The following is an 18,283-nucleotide window of genomic DNA, read 5'->3' as shown; positions in this document are numbered from 1 at the left end:
ACATCACTACATCATCAACTTCCTAGACAGTCATGGATGCCTGACTAACAGCACTTTTTACTCACTGTGTTTTCTAAAACTAAGATTAAATAAATACTAAGGCAGGATAAAGAACGATCAGATTATACAAGAAATGTTTAACGTTGAGGATATGTAAACGAGCTTCACAAATCAGATTCTTGTCCAAAAAAACGCCTGATTGGAATCCCGAAACGTCATAAATCGGACGATGAAGTTTTGAAGATGTTCGCTAGAATTCCATCATGAACTCCACCAAATTTTTTTCCTGGGGCAGCTCCAGTTTCTTCCGCAGGCGGTAGCGACGAATCTCCACACCCCGAACGGATATGTTAAGCAAGGGCGCAATCTCTTTGGTTGCCAAATTGAGACGAAGGTAAGCGCACAACTTCAAATCGCTGGGGGTTAACGCCGGATATTCGCTCTTAAGTCGTCGGAAGAAGTTCTCATGGGCCTGGTCGAAATGCGATTCAAATACCAACCAATCATCTTCGTTGGTCAGGTTCTTGTCAACCAGGCCAATTAATTTCTCGTACATGCCTTTGGGATAACGTGTTCCTAACTGCTTCTTTTGCTTCTCAATCTCATTCTTTATCTCAATGAGCGACTCGTTTTTACGGATAATAGACATGGTTGAGTTGGCCAGTTCAACATCTTTGTGAGAGAGTTCTGCCTGCAGTTTTTCATTTCGCAGTTTGATAATTTCATTCTCGGCATGTTCGCGCTCCTCTTCTCTTCGCCTTTCCAGCTCCATCTGCTTTTCATGGCGAACTCTCTCTTCACGTCGTTTAAAACGTCGATACAAAACCAGCTGAGAAAAGATAATAATGAGTATACCAATGATGACATAAAAGAAATAAGCAATGGATGATGCATACCAGTGTGGCTTGATAATAAATGGATACGATATTTCAGAAATGGTATGGCCAAATGCATCGACATTCCGAACATGAAAAACATAATTCCCGGCCACTAGCCGATCGTAGGCCGCCTCCCCTTCGGGAAAAGTAGATTTCCAGTGCTCATCAGGCTTCAAACCGTCTAAATAATACTGGTAGGATTCACCATCGGGAGTGTAACGCAAAGAGGCAAACCGAAATTTGATATTCCGTTCCCAGGGTGGTAATTGAATTATTTCAGGTGAATCGGCAGATGAAACAGTCAACCGCCTGCTTTTACCTTTACTATCAGATGCGATCGCATCTCTGAAAAACAATTGCTGTCCGGCAGTATCTTTTACCTTATTGTTCAAATCAATCAGAGCATAGCCTTCGTCGAGGCATATCATCTGAATATGTTTGTTGAGCGGAACAATATTTTCGTATCGTTCTACCATCGAAAAACCATAAAGACCGGGATTCATTTTCCATATCAGCGTAGCTCCACTATCGCGAATATCCACCAAACCAAGCATATCACGACTAATCAGCCAATAACGGTTATTGCCGACATGAATGATGCGGTGTGCAGAAGAAAGCTCTCCCAGCTGGCGATTCAAATCATCCATCGGAACAACCTTCTCATGCAGGTCATCGTACGTATAAAGCCCTTCCGGAGATGTCAGAACAATTCGATTCGAAATCTTGAAAACGTGAACATTGAAATCGCCCGGCAAACCGGAAACACGTCCGAAATAACGAGTATCAAGAACTTTTTGATAATTGGCATCCAGCTTCAACCGGTACACACCTTTTTGCTGATGGCTTACCCAGACGTATCCGAATGGTCCGATCTCGACAAACCGGCAAGGTTCATTAAATCCGGTAACCTGATGGTCATATTGCCACTCGCCATTCTCCAGACGGTAAATCACCAGGCGGGTATACGTGCTCTGAATCATGTATTTCTTCCCGCCACGCTCATAAGATTTCACCATATAGCCACCGGAAACATTGCTAATTTGGCGGAGTCTGCCATTTTTTAAAGTAAACGTTCCACGGTTATGCCCAATAATCAGTGAGCCTGAATGTACCTGCAAATCCCACACTTGTCCTTGCGTTCCATCCAGAAATTGAAAATTACCAATGGGTTGCCGGGGATCTCCATCAACCAAATTGCGATAATAAACACCCCTGTTTGAACCAACAAACAATTTTCCCTCGAATAGAACGGCAGAAGTCAAAGCTCCTATTCGTTGATCCTTATCGCGATAAATCATTAGCGGCGAATTGATGTCTACATAATCAATCCCCTTATTCATCGCTACCCACAAACCACCCTTTTTATCTTCTTTCAGCGCCAGAATCGTATTATTCTGAAGTCCGCTTTCCGTATTAATCCGGGTTTTAATATTTCCTTTCCGGTCGGTAATCACCACTCCGTTTAAAATCGTTCCAAAAGCATATCCGTTTTTCAGCCGGATGGCTACATTCAATTCGTTATGCTTCGAGAATTCCTGAATATCGCCGCCCCAAGGAGAAAATTTACCGGAAGCCAGCTGAAAAATGCCTTTCGATGAGGTGCAAACAAGCAATGTATCCTTTCCTCCCGGAATAATACTCTTCACTTGCGTGGATGATAGAAAATCCGAACCAGGAATATGAACCGCCCGATCGTTAATCAGTTCCATCAGTCCACCTCCATCTTCCTGGGTAACCAGCCGATTACCCACCTGCGACATCAAAATTACGTTTGAAGGAAGAGGAATCCTGCGAACGGTATCGCCATCGAAGGAAAAAAGCGCTCCGAACGATTGAAAATAAACTTTGTCATGTGAAAACAGGATACGCCAAAATTCCCAATTGTGCAGTTTCAGATTGGGATACGAATGAGAAATGGAAGTATATTGCAACTGTCCTGTTTTATCGGGCTGCCAGTAACCAAACTCTTCGAAGGCGCCAGTATATATTTTTCCATCCGGTCCTGCGGCTACAGAACGCACAATGCTCCGCTCGGGAAGTGAGTAAAGTTTCCAGTTCGTACCATCAAACTGAAGAAGCCCATCGCTGTTTCCGACATACATCAACCCTTGCTTGTCCTGTGCAATCGACCAGTTCTGGCTCCCTCCTTTGTAAACATCTTTTGAATAATGAATCACTAATGGCTGGGCTATGGCCAGAGCCGGTAAGAACCCCATCAATACCAACACCCTTTTCAGGATCTTCATCAACCCTCTAACACTTTTCATATACCACCCGAATATTGGGCCATAAAGATAAGGATACAAGGAGTATAAAAAAAGGGAGACAACAGCCTCCCTTTCATTAGCAACTTATGACAGTGCTTATTTTATCAATTCAATACTGCGTTTCACAAACTTGTTCAAATCACTACCTCGCAACATATTGTTGGCCAACAGGGCAAGATCGACCAGCTGATTCGCCAATTGGTTTCCTCGTCCAAAGGCTTCGAGTTTCGAGCGTCTGTCAGCTTCAAGAGAAGTAATTTTGTCATCCAGTTCCTTCATTTTGTCTTTTTCTTCCTGAGGAACCTCTTCATCTTTCTTACCTTCTCTCAACTTGTTCAGCGCCTCTTTCTCATTCTGCTCGTTGGTTATTTCCTGATTAATTTTTTCCAACTCAGCATTGAGTGAAGCATCTTTATCTGCCAATACTTGTTTCACCAATGGATGACCAATATTCACTACCAGGTTGTAGCTATCGGGTAAATCACCATACATGCTCATACCCGCCTGAAGTTGAGACATGTCTTTCATCCGACGCATGAACTCATTCTGGGTGATGACCATTGGGTTAGCTGACTCTCCCAAATCCTCAAAGTCGACAATAAAATTGCCTTTCCCGTTAGGAACAATCGCCTGGAAAACCGGGCTCAGTTCGTTCTTCTCTTCCAAAGAGAGCTTCTCTTTATCATCATCCTCTTTGGGAATCAATTTTTCCGCCACATCGGCATCCACACGAACAAAACGCTTTTCAGGATACTTCTGCTCCAATAGGTTCAACAGGTGCGTCGACAACGGATCTTCCATCATCAATACATCGTATCCTTTTTCCTTCGCTGCTTCAATAAAACTGTATTGATCTTCGTGGTGATTAGCATACAGGTAAACCAGCTTATTGTCTTTATCGGTCTGATTTTCCTTGATGAGATCTTCATACTCTTCCCAGGTAAATTTCTTACCGTCGGTATTTCCCAGCAGGAAGAATTTCAGCGCACGCTCGTAGAATTTCTCATCAGTCAGCATGCCATAAACAATGAACATCTTCAGATCGTCCCACTTTTGTTCGAAATCTTCCCGGTTTTCCTTGAAGATTTCCTGCAGACGATCGGCCACCTTCTTGGTAATGTGACTGCTGATTTTCTTCACATTCGAATCGCTCTGCAAATACGAACGGGAAACGTTCAACGGAATATCCGGTGAATCGAGTACCCCATGCAACAGCGTCAGGAATTCAGGAACGATGCCTTCAACCGAATCGGTTACAAATACCTGGTTGCTGTATAGCTGAATCTTATTCTTCTGTACTTCAATGGTATTCTTGATTTTCGGGAAATACAGAATACCGGTAAGATTAAATGGATAATCTACGTTCAGATGAATATTGAACAACGGCTCATCAGCCATCGGGTAAAGCTGATGATAAAAGTTGTGGTAATCCTCATCCTTCAGATCTGCCGGTTTGCGCGTCCAGGCAGGAGCCACATCGTTGATCTGATTATCCTCATCTGTATCAACATATTCTTCACCCTTCCACTCTTTCTTTTTACCAAACAAAACAGGAACGGGAAGGAACTTACAGTATTTGTTCAACAATTCGGAAATACGGTTTTCCTCTAAAAATTCTTTGGAATCGTCGTTGATAAACATTACGATGTCGGTTCCGACCTCTTCTTTATCAACTTCCTCCATGGTGTATTCCGGACTTCCGTTACAGCTCCACTTTACAGCCTTACTTCCTTCCTGGTAGGATTTAGTAATAACCTCCACTTTGTCAGAAACCATGAACGAGGAATAAAATCCTAATCCAAAATGGCCGATAATCGCATTCGCATCCTTCTTGTATTTTTCCAGGAATTCATTCGCTCCGGAGAATGCAATTTGATTGATGTACTTATTTACCTCCTCTTCGGTCATCCCGATTCCGTTATCTGAAACGGTAATTGTCCCGGCCTCTTTATCGAGTTTTACCCAAACTTTTTGGTCTTCAACATTGCCATTGTAGCTTCCTACCGAAGCAAGTGTTTTGAGCTTTTGACTTGCATCAACAGCGTTCGACACAATCTCCCGCAGAAAAATGTCATGATCGGAATAGAGAAATTTCTTAATAATCGGAAACAGGTTTTCACTGGTAACACCAATTCTTCCTTCCATTGTAATATTATTTTAAGTTGATAATTTTTCGATATATCGTGAACCGGAAATTCAAAGGTTGTGCCATATGAAATTGGCTGACGAATTGACAGAATGAAGCCATTCGAAATGACAAATCAGGAAGGGATACTGACGGGTATTTTTAAAAAGAGGCCAGCACATCGGCAATGTGCAATACTTTTACAGGAAGTGACTGACGTTTAATATAGCCGGAAATGTTCATCAGACAGGAAGCCTCGGTAGAGACGATGTATTCGGCTCCGGTCTTCAGGGCGTTTTCCACCTTATTCTGTGTCATCACCGTTGAGATGGCACTGTGCTTTACAGCAAACGTACCTCCAAACCCGCAACATTCGGTCGCTTCCTCCATCTCGACAAGCTCCAGACCATCGACATTTTGCAAAAGCCGACGCGGCTCATCATGGATTCCATATCCGCGCAAAGCGGAACAAGCATCGTGGTAAGTTATTTTATGAGGGAAGGAAGCACCAAGATTGGTAACGCCCAAATGATTGACGAGAAAATCAGTCAGTTCAAACACATTCCCCTTGCGGTGAATATATTCCTGATATTCCCCGGATGTCTCATCAAACAAATCAGCAAATCCGTCGCGCACATAGCCCGAACAAGAAGCTCCCGGACTAACAATAGGGCGTTTTCCCCGGAAATCTTTCAGGAATTTAACTGCCAACGTCCTTGCTTCATCAAAATATCCGCTGTTATAAGCCGGCTGCCCGCAACAGGTTTGTTCCGGATTGTAATGGACTTTGCATCCGGCCCGCTCCAAAACACGCAAGGTATTCCAGGCGGTCTTCGGATATAACTGATCGATAAAACAAGGAATAAACAAGTCGACTTCCATGTGAAAAAATTTGCTCAAATATACCGATTATATATACGAAGCGATTTCAAATATGCACAGGAATATAAGTCGTTCTCATTATCCAGGTAAAAACGATAACGAACCCAAACGCTGCAACAAACAGGTAATCAACAAATGAATAAACTAAAAAACAAAAAAGCCGGCTCATTTCTGAACCGGCTTTCTGCACGGGAGGAGCGACTCGAACGCCCGACACCTGGTTTTGGAGACCAGTGCTCTACCAACTGAGCTACACCCGTAAGAGCGGAGAGAGAGGGATTCGAACCCCCGGTACCTCGCGGTACAACGGTTTTCAAGACCGCCGCATTCGACCACTCTGCCATCTCTCCGAGCGAATGCAAAAGTAGAAGTTTTTTCTTTCTGTCAAAAGTTTCTGCCAAAAAAATTAAGAGCATTATTAAGAAAAAAAGATAAAAAAAATTTTGTTTTTCGTTTCAATCTTTTCAATTTAGTGAAACCAAAATAATTAGGCTTACACAACCTGATTTCACTGGTATTTGAGACAAATTTGCAGGAAATCATATGTTAAACAACACTTTTCGTAGGGTTTGCTGTGAAAAATAATTAAAACTCTTTATATTAGGCACTAGCGTTAAAAAAAAGTATTAAACGAATTTTATTTAACCTGTTGTTTCTAAACTTTCTGTACTATGAACAAAGCTCAATTAATTGATGCCATTGCTGCTGAAGCTGGCCTGACTAAAGCGGATGCAAAGAAAGCTCTTGACGCTTTCGTTAAAACCACAACTGATGCACTCAAAAAAAGTGATCGCGTTGCTTTAATCGGATTTGGTTCGTTTGCAACCACCGAACGTCCTGCTCGTCAGGGTCGTAACCCACAAACGGGTGCTACGATTAACATTCCTGCCAAAAAGATTGTTAAATTCAAAGCTGGTAGCGAATTGACTGACAGTGTTCAGTAAATTAATGGCAAAAAAGATTTCAAAGGGAGCCCAGGCTCCCTTTTTTTATTGATATCCATGAACAAAGAATTAATAAATTATCTTTCTGAATACATCACACCGGAACGGAAAGAACTTTTTGAGAAGGTATTGAGTTCGAGAACACGTTATCTAACCGTTGTTCTGGAAGATATTTATCAATCTCAAAATGCCAGCGCTGTCTTGCGTTCCTGTGATTGCTTCGGGATTCAGGACGTACATATTATAGAAAATCGCAACCAGTTTAAAGTGAATCCCGATGTGACGCTAGGTTCAACCAAATGGCTAAACCTGCACCACTACCGCGAAAAAGAGCAAAATACATTGGATTGTATCAATCACTTACGCAATCAAGGCTACAGAATTGTAGCCACCTCACCCCACGCGAACGATACCAATCTGGAAGATTTCGATTTAGGAAAGGGCAAAGCAGCCTTAATTTTCGGAACCGAATTAACCGGAATTTCAGCGGTTGTTGAAAATAACGCCGACGAATTTCTCAAAATACCCATGTTCGGTTTTACCGAAAGTTTCAATATTTCTGTCTCTGCGGCCATCACTCTCCATCATCTGAATTTACGCCTCAGGCAGAGTGATATTGATTACCTTCTCAACGATGACGACAAAGGTGATATCCATCTTGCATGGTTACGGAAAACCATCAAAAGAGCAGCGCTTATCGAAAAGAAATTTCGCGAGGATAACATGAAGGCGATATAACTCACTGATTAAATAGTTTTTAGTTTTTCATATTCATTCAGAAATCAATTGCCCTGATTTTTTCTATCTTTGAAACAAGATTAATGGGCTTATGAACTGTTTAATCGTTGACGACGACCGGGTTTGCAGGACAGTATTGGAGAAATACATCGATCGGACAAAACTCTTTGAAAAATATTTTTCGTTGGAAAGTGCTGTAGATGCACTGAAACTCCTGCAAGAAGGGAAAGACAAAATCGATATTCTTTTTCTCGACATCGAAATGCCGGAGATGAATGGTATGGAATTACTGAGTGTGATGGATAATTCACCTGAGGTTATCATTGTCTCCTCCCGGGAAAAGTATGCTTTAACTGCATTCGAGTATGACGTCACCGATTATCTTCTGAAGCCGGTTACTTTTCCTCGTTTTATACGTTCAGTCAACCGGGCCATTGCGAACATTCAAAAAGATGTAAAGGCTAACCAGGAAGAGCGGGAAGATATTTTTTCAGATGACGAATGGGGAAAAGGAACTTTATGGATCAAAAACAACTCGAAGCTCGATCCGGTCAATCCCGAGGATATTATTTACATAGAATCCATCGAAAATTACGCGCAGTTTATAACGTTTGATGAGAAATACACAGTGCATTATACGCTTAAACTCCTCGATGAAAAACTCCCGGAAGACCTTTTTATCCGGATTCACCGCTCTTACATTGTCAATGTCAAGAAAATTAAGCGCATTCGTGGCAACACACTTGAAGTAGAAACAAAAGATGGTATTCACTCACTGCCATTTGGTAAATCTTACCGCGAACCGTTAATCAAACAACTTCACGTACTAAGCTCAAAGCAATAGTAGGCACAGGCAGTACAGTAAACCAGCCCATAGTGCACGCGGAAAACAATTTTCATTACCAGATGTTTTCCATGCATAAATACCCATTAATTAGGATATCATTCGAGTTTTAACAGAAATTTTATGGTCATGACTGACGATTTCAAGTTTTTCAGCGAGAAGTTTGCTGATTTAAAAATCCTTCGCTACCAGGTCGATGGATTTGAGCAGCTTAGCCTGAAACAAAAAAGACTAATATACTACCTAAGTCGTGCAGCATTGGCTGGCCGCGATATTTTATGGGATCAAAACAACGAGTACAATCTTCGTCTACGGAAAATACTCGAAACCATTTATCTCACTTTCGATGGAGACCGTAAGACCAAAGAGTTCAAGCAATTTGAGGTCTATCTGAAGCGTATCTGGTTTTCCAACGGGATGCACCATCATTATTCGATGGACAAAATCAATCCTGAGTTTTCCCAAAAGTATTTCCTTCACCTCATTGGTCGCTCCAACTGGTCTGATTTTGAGCATCCACAGAAATTGATACACGAATTACTACCGGTAATTTTCGATCCGGCACACGACAGTAAGAGGGTTTCCCTCGATTCAACAAAAGATTTACTACTAGAATCGGCCAACAATTTTTACGAAGATGTGACACAGGCCGAAGCTGAGCTATTTTACACTCAGCTAAATAATAACGCTGGTGAAAATCCTCCATCATTTGGCTTAAACTCGAAACTCACCAAGGAGAATGGTGAACTCGTTGAAAAGAAGTGGAAAGAAAATGGTTTGTATTCGGAAGCCATCGAGGAAATTGTCAAGTGGTTGAAGAAGGCGCAGGAAGTAGCTGAGTCACCGGCACAGCAGCGAAGTATCGCTAAACTCATCATCTTTTACCAGACCGGCGATTTAAAGAGTTTCGACGAACACAGCATTGAATGGGTGAAAGATATCGAGAGCAAAGTTGACTTTGTCAACGGCTTCATTGAAGTGTACGGCGACGCACTGGGAATCAAAGGAAGCTGGGAATCTATCGTCAATTTTAAAAACGAAGAAGCGACTAAACGCACCGAAATCATTAGCAACAATGCTCAGTGGTTTGAAGAACATTCGCCGGTTTCGCCCGAATTCAAAAAAGAAAAAGTCACTGGAGTTTCAGCAAAAGTAATTACGGTAGCCATGCTGGGCGGCGATTGTCATCCGGCCACGCCTATTGGGATTAACCTCCCAAATGCTGAGTGGATTAGGGAACAATACGGTTCGAAATCCGTAACCATCGAAAATATCACCTACGCATATCATCAGGCTTCACTGGGTGACGGCATGCTGGAAGAGTTTTGCTGGGATAAGGAGGAAATCGAGCGTACTCAAAAACACGGATACTTGGGTAATAACCTGCACACCGATTTGCACGAATGCCTCGGTCATGGTTCCGGCAGAATGAAAAAAGGAGTAACCGTTGACGCGTTAAAGAACTACTACTCAACGCTCGAAGAAACCAGGGCCGATCTATTTGCATTGTATTTCATCATGGATCCCAAATTGATTGAACTCGGATTGACGGAATCAGATGAAACCGCCAAAGCAGAATACGACGCCTACATCCGCAACGGACTCTTAACGCAGTTGGTCAGAATTGAACCGGGAAAAGATTTGGAGGAGTCGCACATGCGCAATCGCCAATTGATTGCCCGCTGGGTTTACGATAAAGGAAGTACCGAAAATGTGATCGAGCGCAAAGAGCGGAACGATAAGACCTTCTTCGTCATCAATGACTACCGGCGCTTACGCGAACTGTTTGGAGAACTGCTGAATGAAGTTCAGCGTATTAAATCGGAAGGCGATTACGAAGCAGGGAAAGCATTGGTTGAAAACTATGGTGTGAAAGTAATTCGTGATTTACACGACGAAGTACTGGAGCGCTACAAGAAACTCAACTTAGCTCCTTATGCCGGTTTCCTGAACCCCAATTACGAAATAACTGAAGAAGATGGTGAAATAAAAGATATAACAATTTCGTATCCGGAAAACTTTGCCGGGCAAATGCTAGATTATTCAAAGAATCACAGCTTTCTGCCAATTGTAAATTAATCAAACGGAACTTCTGAAACAATCATAAAAAAAAGCCGCACAACTTCCGGGTTACGCGGCTTCTTTTTTAATCGACCAATTATTAAAAGTTCTGCATGCCATGCAGCTTTTTATAAATACCATCTTTGGCAATCAATTCGTCATGCGTGCCACGCTCCACAATCTCACCATCCTGAAACACACAAATTAAATCGGCATTCTTGATGGTCGATAAACGGTGGGCAACAACTATGGAAGTCCGGTTTTTCATCAGGTTATCCAATGCTTCCTGCACCAGTTTTTCCGATTCGGTATCCAGCGCCGATGTAGCTTCGTCCAAAATCATAATCGGCGGATTCTTCAAAACGGCACGGGCAATGGAAATACGCTGACGTTGTCCTCCCGAGAGTTTTCCTCCCCGGTCGCCAATATTCGATTGATAACCATTAGGAGTATTTATAATAAACTCGTGAGCATTTGCCACCTTGGCAGCATTCATCACATCTTCTTCGGTCGCGTTTTCAACACCAAAAGCGATGTTATTGAAAAAACTATCATTGAAAAGAATAGGTTCCTGGTTTACGTTTCCCATCAAACTTCGTAAATCGGTAATATTCAAATCGCGAATATCCACTCCATCTACCTTAATCTGTCCCTCTTTTACATCGTAAAAACGAGGAAGAAGATCGACAAAGGTCGATTTTCCCGACCCCGATTGTCCAACCAGTGCAACCGTTTTACCTTTTTCAATTTCGAGATTCACTTTCTTTAGCACATTATCTTCGTTGTACCGAAAAGTAACATCCTGATAACTAATCCGGTCATTAAATTCCGAAACCCGCTTAGCGCCTTCCCGGTTACGGATATTATTCTGTGCATTCAATACCATATCCACCCGTTCCATCGAAGCCAGACCTTTTTGCACGGAATAGAGTGCCGTTGAAAAGGCCTTCGCCGGATTGATAATACTATAGAAAAATACCAGATACGTGATAAATCCCTGGGCACTAAGTCCACCCTGATGATGGAGCACCAAACGGCCACCGTACCACAGAACGATCACAATGACCAGTGTTCCCAGAAACTCACTCATGGGATGAGCGAGGTAGCGACGCCACATCAGTTTGTTCATGATGCTGTAATACTCGTGGTTTTCACCTTCAAAACGCTCAGTCACTTTTTTCTCTGCATTAAAAGCTTTGATGATGCGTAATCCGGAAAGTGATTCCTCTATGGTTGAAAGAAGCTCACCCATTTTATTTTGCCCACTCATGGAAGGTTTTTTCAGGCTCTTCCCCACCTTACCAATAAAATATCCAACTACCGGTAACAGCAAGAAGACGAAAATCGTCAACGACCATGACATGGTTATCATCACCACCAGTGAGATGATAATCAGAATGGGATTCTTGAACATCATCTCCAACGAGTTCATAATGGAGTTCTCAATCTCCTGAACATCACCGGTCATACGGGCAATAATATCTCCCTTGCGCTCCTCCGTAAAAAAACCAATCGGGAGAGAAAGTATTTTGTTATAAATTCTGTTCCTGATATCACGAACAACACCGTTACGGATAGGCACCATCATGAAACTGGCCAGGTACGTAAAACCAACCTTCAGCAACACTGCAATTACCATGAATCCGCCAATGTATACAAGAGCCGATTCTTTTCCATGCAATTCAATAACATGACTGATATGATAAAAGAAGTTGTGCTTGATGCTATCCAGCGTAAGTGCCCACTCCACCGGCTGGTCCACCATCTTCTGGGTACCAAATAGTACACCAAGTACCGGACTAATAGCAGCAAAAGAAAATGCTCCGAAAATTGCTCCCAACAAGTTAAAAACCACATTCAGAATAACGTAACTCTTGTAAGGAGGAATATATCTGCGAAGAAGTTTAAAAAGACCTTTCATTATAACTTGATTTCAGTTCCGAAACAGACGGATGTATTTTCATTATTCCACAAACCATTCGTTTGTCTTACATCCGGGTCCATTTCCAATACATTCATAAAACCGCAGTCTGCCTGTAATAACTTCAGACTTTGCGCTCCAAAAGTAGCAAAACTTTCAGGAACGGGAATTCTGATTAAAAATTAAGAAAGGACACCTGTACAGGCATCCTTTCTTCAACCATTTTAATATTTTATCAGATGAGAATTCCGGTATAGTTCTGTGGTGTAATCTGCTTCAATTCAGCCTTTACCTTCTCATCTACATGCAATGTCTCGATAAATTCATGAATCGATTCGCGGTTGATTTTTTGATTTACGCGCGTCAATTCTTTTAATGCTTCATAAGGATTCGGATACCCCTCGCGTCGGAGAATTGTTTGGATTGCCTCGGCAACAACCGCCCAGTTTTCTTCCAAGTCCTCCTCAATCGCTTCTATGTTGATCAGTAATTTACCCAATCCTTTCAAGGTCGATTTCAGGGCAATCACCGTATGAGCAATCGGGACACCAATGTTACGCAGCACGGTCGAATCAGTCAGGTCGCGCTGCAACCGGGAAACCGGTAATTTAGCTGACAAGTGCTCAAAAACGGCATTGGCAATTCCCAGGTTCCCTTCCGAATTCTCAAAGTCAATAGGATTTACCTTGTGTGGCATGGCCGAAGAACCAACTTCGCCCTTTTTAATTTTCTGCTTGAAATAATTCATGGAAATGTAAGTCCACATGTCGCGGTTCAAATCCAGAATAATCGTATTAATACGTTTCAGGTTATCGAAAATCGCTCCGTAATTATCGTAGTGAGCAATCTGGGTCGTTACCTGCGAGCGCTCGAGTCCAAGTGAATTCTGTACAAAGTTGTTCGCAAAATCGGCCCAGTCAATTTTCGGGTAGGCAACAAAATGCGCGTTAAAATTGCCGGTTGCACCACCAAACTTTGCATAACAGGGAATTCCTTTCAGTAATTCCACCTGCACATTTAACCGCTCGATGAAAACTTTCAGTTCTTTCCCCAAACGGGTAGGCGAAGCCGGTTGTCCGTGTGTCCGGGCCAACATCGGGATTTCCTCCCAGGCCAACGATAATTCGTCCAGTTTGGCGACCAATTCATCAAACAAGGGAATGTACACATTCTGAATGGCATCGCGGATGGAACAAGGTACAGCGGTATTATTGATGTCCTGCGAAGTAAGTCCGAAATGAATGAACTCCTTGAATTTCTCCAGGCCAAGCGCATCGAATTTCTCTTTCACAAAATACTCCACCGCTTTCACATCGTGGTTGGTCACTTTCTCAATATCCTTAATATGCTGCGCCTCTTCCAGCGTAAAATCTTCATAAATGGCCCGCAGTTTTTCTTTCAGCGAACTGTCAAATGATTTCAATTGAGGCAACGGTATATCGGTCAGCGAAATAAAATATTCGACTTCCACAAAAACCCGGTACTTTATCAAGGCAAACTCCGAGAAGTATTCACCCAGTTCATCTACTTTTTCACGGTAACGACCGTCGACAGGCGAAATAGCAGTAAGTATTTGAAGATCCATAAAGCGATTTAAATTCAGATTAATAACCGCTGCAAAATTAATAAATTCCGCTTTAGCCTGATGAAAACGACCACGTTAACCTGCCACACACCCCAAATTAATTCGAACACTTTTATAAAAAGCTGATGAACAACTATCCAAATACCAATATCACAGATGGCTGACTTCGTGAAAAGGGGAAAACAAGCAGCATTAAATTTGGGTTAATGATAAAACGACCTTCCGAAACAAATCAGATAATCTTATCCGGAATGGTAAAATATCAGGTATCACAGCCAATATTTTTCATACTTTTAGCAGCAATTTTGGAGTATTACGACAATGAAGAAAGTTAAAATATCAGCCGTCTCTTACCTGAATACTAAACCATTTATTTACGGACTTGAACACTCGGGATTTGTCAACGAAATTGAGCTTTCGCTGGACATGCCTTCGCTTTGTGCCGCCAAACTCATTGAGAACAAAGTCGATGTAGGGTTGGTCCCGGTGGCCGTTATTCCTCAAATTCCCGGAGCTGAAATTATTTCCGACTATTGTATCGGAGCACGTGGACCGGTCCGGACAGTTGTCCTGGTAAGTGATGTTCCGTTGGAGGAAGTTGATACCATTATTCTCGATTACCAGTCGAGAACCTCCGTTATGCTCGCGCGCGTACTGGCACGGTTCTTCTGGAAAAAAGAGGTGAAGTGGCTGAAAGGTGAACCGGGATATCACGTCCGCGATATCAAAGGAAAAACAGCCGGCGTGGTCATTGGTGATCGGGTTTTCGAAATTGACGGGCACTATCCGCATGTTTACGATTTAAGTCAGGAATGGGCCAATTACACCGGCTTGGATTTTGTTTTCGCCTGCTGGACAGCCAACAAGCCGTTACCTGAAGAATTTAAGAAAGCCCTCAACGAGGCGCTTGCAGTAGGAATCGACAATATGCCCGACGTTATTAAGGAAATTGCACCGCAATATCCTGCTTATAACCTGGCAGAATATTACAGCCGCGACATCAGCTACCCGTTGGATGACTCCAAACGAAAGGGCTTGGAATTATTTTGGAATTATGCCGAAAAATTGGAATCTTAGGTAAACGAATTCCTGCCATTTTCCTGACATGAAAGGTAAAGCGGTTTTCGTGTTAACTAATGAACACTGCAGATGAAAATCAGACTCCTTACCTTGCTGATACTGGTGCTGGCTTATTTCCCGTCGAAAGCTGACGATGCTGACTCTCTATCAACAGCCAACAGTCCCAAAGTGGTGCTGCGGTTCAACATCGATGAGAATATTGCACCGGCAGCCTGGCGGAAAACCAAACAGGCTTTCGCCGAAGCAGATTCACTTCGCGCCAGTTTAATCGTCATCCATTTGAACACCTATGGAGGAACTGTTTTAGATGCCGATTCCATCCGGACAAAAATTCTGAATTCACCAATACCGGTTTACGCCTTTATCGATAACAACGCCGCTTCGGCCGGTGCACTCATTGCACTTTCGTGCGACAGTATTTACATGCGCGAAGGAGCGAATATGGGGGCGGCTACTGTCGTCAACCAAACCGGTCAGGCTATGCCAGACAAGTATCAGAGCTACATGCGCTCCATCATGCGGGCTACCGCTGAAGCGCAAGGGAAAGATACCATTATCAGTGGACAGGATACAATCATCAAATGGCGGCGTGATCCGAAAATTGCCGAAGCCATGGTTGACCAAAGTCTGTATATTCCCGGAATTATCGATACAGGAAAAGTATTGACCATGACACCAACCGAAGCCATTAAATATGGCTTTTGCGAAGGCATGGTAAGCAATATTCAGCAGGTAATTAATAAAGCTGGCCTGGAAGACTATGTTGTCAAAGAATATAAACCTACCGCACTGGAGCAGTTTATCGGTTTTCTGGTACACCCAATGGTTTCCGGCATTCTCATTCTGGCAATTCTTGGAGGAATCTATTTTGAGTTACAGACGCCGGGAATCGGCTTCCCGTTGGGACTGGCTATTTTTGCTGCCTTATTGTACTTTGCTCCACTTTACCTGGAAGGTCTGGCTGCCAATTGGGAGATCCTCCTCTTTATTGTCGGATTGATACTCATTGCTGTCGAGATATTTGTCATACCCGGCTTTGGCGTTGCCGGAATAGCCGGAATTATTTTAACCATGTCCGGCTTAATATTAAGCATGGTAGGTAACGATAATTTCAATTTCGACAATGTTCCCGCAGAAGCACTCACCCGGGCAGTTGTAACAGTTTTAGGAGCTTTCATCGTCGTATTTTTCTTCGCGCTATATGCTACCAAGCTCATCTTCGCGTCACATGGCGGCCCATTCCGAAACCTTGCTCTGAACACGGCAGAGAATAAGGAAGATGGCTTTGTAGGTGTTGATGTCGAGACCATCCAGATGATTGGCAAATCGGGTGTGGCTGTTACTGTTTTACGGCCTGCTGGAAAAGTGCAGGTAGAAAACGACATCTACGATGCCCGGGCCGAATCGGGATTTATCGAACGGGGTGAGGAAATTGAAGTTATTCAATACCAGGCTGGACAATTACACGTTATTAGAAAAAAATAAGCGAACATAATAGAAGCGCAATCTCTTTCCACGAAGGAAAAATGATTGCGCTTTTCATATTTCGGCTAAAATATTCTCTATTCTGGTTGAACCGGAATTAAACTAACGCGCTTAATATTCGCCGGATCACTATAATCATACTGGCTGAAGCCATCATCTCCTATCACAAACAAATATCCATTCACCGGAATCGCATCCCGCGCCTGAATATCTTTGAAATGCCCAATCTGATTCAATCCGATGTGTTTTTTATTGGCCGCATCGTAAACTTTCAAACCATCCGAACCGTCACATACAAACAACATGTCATCATCAATTCCCAAACCAAATGGCTCAGTCATTTCTACAATCGAAATTCTTGTCGGACTGGTAATGTCAGATATATCGAGAACATGTAACTCATTCACCTCACTTCCGCAACGCGTTCCTCCCCTCAATGTATAAAAAGCATAATCTCCCTGGATAACCACCGGATCGCAACTGGTAACGTGTTCAAATAACCCCTTCTCCGTCAAGTCACCGGCTTCATTTATCTGGTAAATCGTCACGCTGCTGTTTCCCCCGATAAAGAGCAAATCATTATAAATGCTAACCGTTTCCGGATCGGGGATTGAGTACGAACCAAGGTCCTGCATCGCTGTATTGTCCGACACATCGAAATGCTTCAGTTTATAATCAGAGAGCGCATACAAATAATCACCATACAGGCCAAAACAAGCCAAAGAACCAGCCACACCAAACGTTACAGCGCCATTGGCTGAACCTCCGGAAATTCCACTGTTTGTGGTTAAAGCGTAATCGCCGTTGGTAAGCTCTTTCCAGGATGGATGAACCGGGTAATAGTTCGATATTTCCGGTATTTCTTCGTGAATTGTTTTCTTCGTCCAGCCAATCACCACTCCTTTGGTCTGATCAACCGAACCTATTCTCGCCCCCTCTTCATAAGATGGGATAGTATAGGGAAAAACAGCCGTCAGGCGGCTAACTTCTTTCACATTCTGCAAATCGGCAATATCAATAGCCACCAGATCGGTATAACTATCGGCAAATAATGTCTGGTTTCGAATCGCCATATCAATATTTCCCGGAATTTCGATAAAAGTAACCTCTTCCGGATGAGCAGGATCACTGTTATCAAAAACATGAATCCCTTCCATGTATTCGTTTACAAAAATGTAGTTATCCTTAAAATAAATTTTCCCAGGGTGTTTCAGTGGAACAGGTGCTTCGTTGACGACTGCAGAACGCAAATCTTCGTAAGACATATATTCCGGCTCAAGCACGGTGTATTCCACAGCAAATTTATCCTTACATCCATCCGAAATCAAAGCAAACAGGATGAGTAAGGGAAAGAATATTTTTTTCATAGCGGTCAGGTTTTGTTTGTTTGAAAGATGCAGAAAACAAATTTTCGGTTGCGTTGAAAAGAGAACGCAACCTTATTAAGTATAGCCTTCGTCTATCAAATGAATT

12 protein-coding genes and 2 tRNA genes are annotated in these 18,283 nt (G+C 42.8%); 6 read left to right on the top strand and 8 right to left on the bottom strand.

Translation table 11 applies throughout. From position 1 onward, the window contains the following. Nucleotides 1-250 precede the first annotated feature (250 nt). The 5 genes from T426_RS0115605 to T426_RS0115585 form a co-directional block, all read right to left on the bottom strand. Nucleotides 251-3,124 carry a two-component regulator propeller domain-containing protein gene (locus tag T426_RS0115605; protein ID WP_027585944.1) on the bottom strand — a complete coding sequence of 958 codons (2,874 nt, stop codon included), beginning with the start codon at nucleotides 3,122-3,124 and terminating at the stop codon, nucleotides 251-253. 117 nt (nucleotides 3,125-3,241) lie between these two features. Continuing rightward, the gene (gene htpG, locus T426_RS0115600) at nucleotides 3,242-5,290 is read right to left on the bottom strand and encodes a molecular chaperone HtpG (protein ID WP_025864362.1); all 2,049 of its coding nucleotides are present in this window, start codon (nucleotides 5,288-5,290) and stop codon (nucleotides 3,242-3,244) included. Nucleotides 5,291-5,432: 142 nt separating this feature from the next. Continuing rightward, entirely contained in the window at nucleotides 5,433-6,152 is a 720-nt protein-coding gene (locus T426_RS0115595) for a (Fe-S)-binding protein (RefSeq protein ID WP_025864361.1), read from the bottom strand. A 187-nt stretch (nucleotides 6,153-6,339) separates the two neighbouring features. Continuing rightward, nucleotides 6,340-6,412: transfer RNA gene (locus tag T426_RS0115590), tRNA-Trp, on the bottom strand. A 5-nt stretch (nucleotides 6,413-6,417) separates the two neighbouring features. Further along, nucleotides 6,418-6,502, bottom strand: a tRNA-Ser gene (locus tag T426_RS0115585). Nucleotides 6,503-6,823: 321 nt separating this feature from the next. Here T426_RS0115585 and T426_RS0115580 point away from each other — a divergent pair. From T426_RS0115580 to T426_RS0115565, 4 genes are all read left to right on the top strand, one after another. Next, nucleotides 6,824-7,096: an HU family DNA-binding protein gene (locus tag T426_RS0115580; protein WP_025864360.1), complete on the top strand. Its 273-nt coding sequence runs from the start codon at nucleotides 6,824-6,826 to the stop codon at nucleotides 7,094-7,096. Between the two features lie 57 nt (nucleotides 7,097-7,153). Further along, a complete protein-coding gene (locus T426_RS0115575) occupies nucleotides 7,154-7,834 on the top strand; it encodes a TrmH family RNA methyltransferase (RefSeq protein WP_027585942.1) in 681 nt (226 codons plus the stop codon). Nucleotides 7,835-7,925: 91 nt separating this feature from the next. After that, on the top strand, nucleotides 7,926-8,678 hold the full coding sequence (locus T426_RS0115570) for a LytR/AlgR family response regulator transcription factor (RefSeq protein WP_025864358.1): 753 nt from the start codon (nucleotides 7,926-7,928) through the stop codon (nucleotides 8,676-8,678). A gap of 129 nt (nucleotides 8,679-8,807) precedes the next feature. Next, nucleotides 8,808-10,757: a dipeptidyl-peptidase 3 family protein gene (locus T426_RS0115565; protein WP_025864357.1), complete on the top strand. Its 1,950-nt coding sequence runs from the start codon at nucleotides 8,808-8,810 to the stop codon at nucleotides 10,755-10,757. Between the two features lie 82 nt (nucleotides 10,758-10,839). On the opposite strand, the gene T426_RS0115560 is transcribed toward T426_RS0115565, so the two are convergent. Together T426_RS0115560 and purB are read right to left on the bottom strand one after the other, a co-directional pair. Then, on the bottom strand, nucleotides 10,840-12,660 hold the full coding sequence (locus tag T426_RS0115560; protein ID WP_025864356.1) for an ABC transporter ATP-binding protein: 1,821 nt from the start codon (nucleotides 12,658-12,660) through the stop codon (nucleotides 10,840-10,842). Between the two features lie 235 nt (nucleotides 12,661-12,895). Next, nucleotides 12,896-14,245 (bottom strand): adenylosuccinate lyase, encoded by a 1,350-nt coding sequence (gene purB / locus T426_RS0115550; protein ID WP_027585940.1) that lies wholly within the window; start codon nucleotides 14,243-14,245, stop codon nucleotides 12,896-12,898. A gap of 321 nt (nucleotides 14,246-14,566) precedes the next feature. Between purB and T426_RS0115545 the strand changes: the two genes are divergently transcribed. Together T426_RS0115545 and T426_RS0115540 are read left to right on the top strand one after the other, a co-directional pair. Next, the gene (locus T426_RS0115545; RefSeq protein WP_025864355.1) at nucleotides 14,567-15,322 is read left to right on the top strand and encodes a menaquinone biosynthetic enzyme MqnA/MqnD family protein; all 756 of its coding nucleotides are present in this window, start codon (nucleotides 14,567-14,569) and stop codon (nucleotides 15,320-15,322) included. Between the two features lie 72 nt (nucleotides 15,323-15,394). Beyond that, nucleotides 15,395-16,810 (top strand): NfeD family protein, encoded by a 1,416-nt coding sequence (locus T426_RS0115540; protein ID WP_025864354.1) that lies wholly within the window; start codon nucleotides 15,395-15,397, stop codon nucleotides 16,808-16,810. Nucleotides 16,811-16,887: 77 nt separating this feature from the next. Here T426_RS0115540 and T426_RS0115535 read toward each other — a convergent pair whose 3' ends face one another. Then, nucleotides 16,888-18,177, bottom strand: coding sequence for an LVIVD repeat-containing protein (locus tag T426_RS0115535; protein WP_025864353.1), 1,290 nt, complete (start codon nucleotides 18,175-18,177; stop codon nucleotides 16,888-16,890). Nucleotides 18,178-18,283 lie beyond the last annotated feature (106 nt).

The sequence above is a fragment of the Prolixibacter bellariivorans ATCC BAA-1284 genome, from assembly GCF_000621705.1.
Lineage (GTDB): Bacteria > Bacteroidota > Bacteroidia > Bacteroidales > Prolixibacteraceae > Prolixibacter > Prolixibacter bellariivorans.
This window is presented reverse-complemented; position numbering and strand designations above follow the sequence as displayed.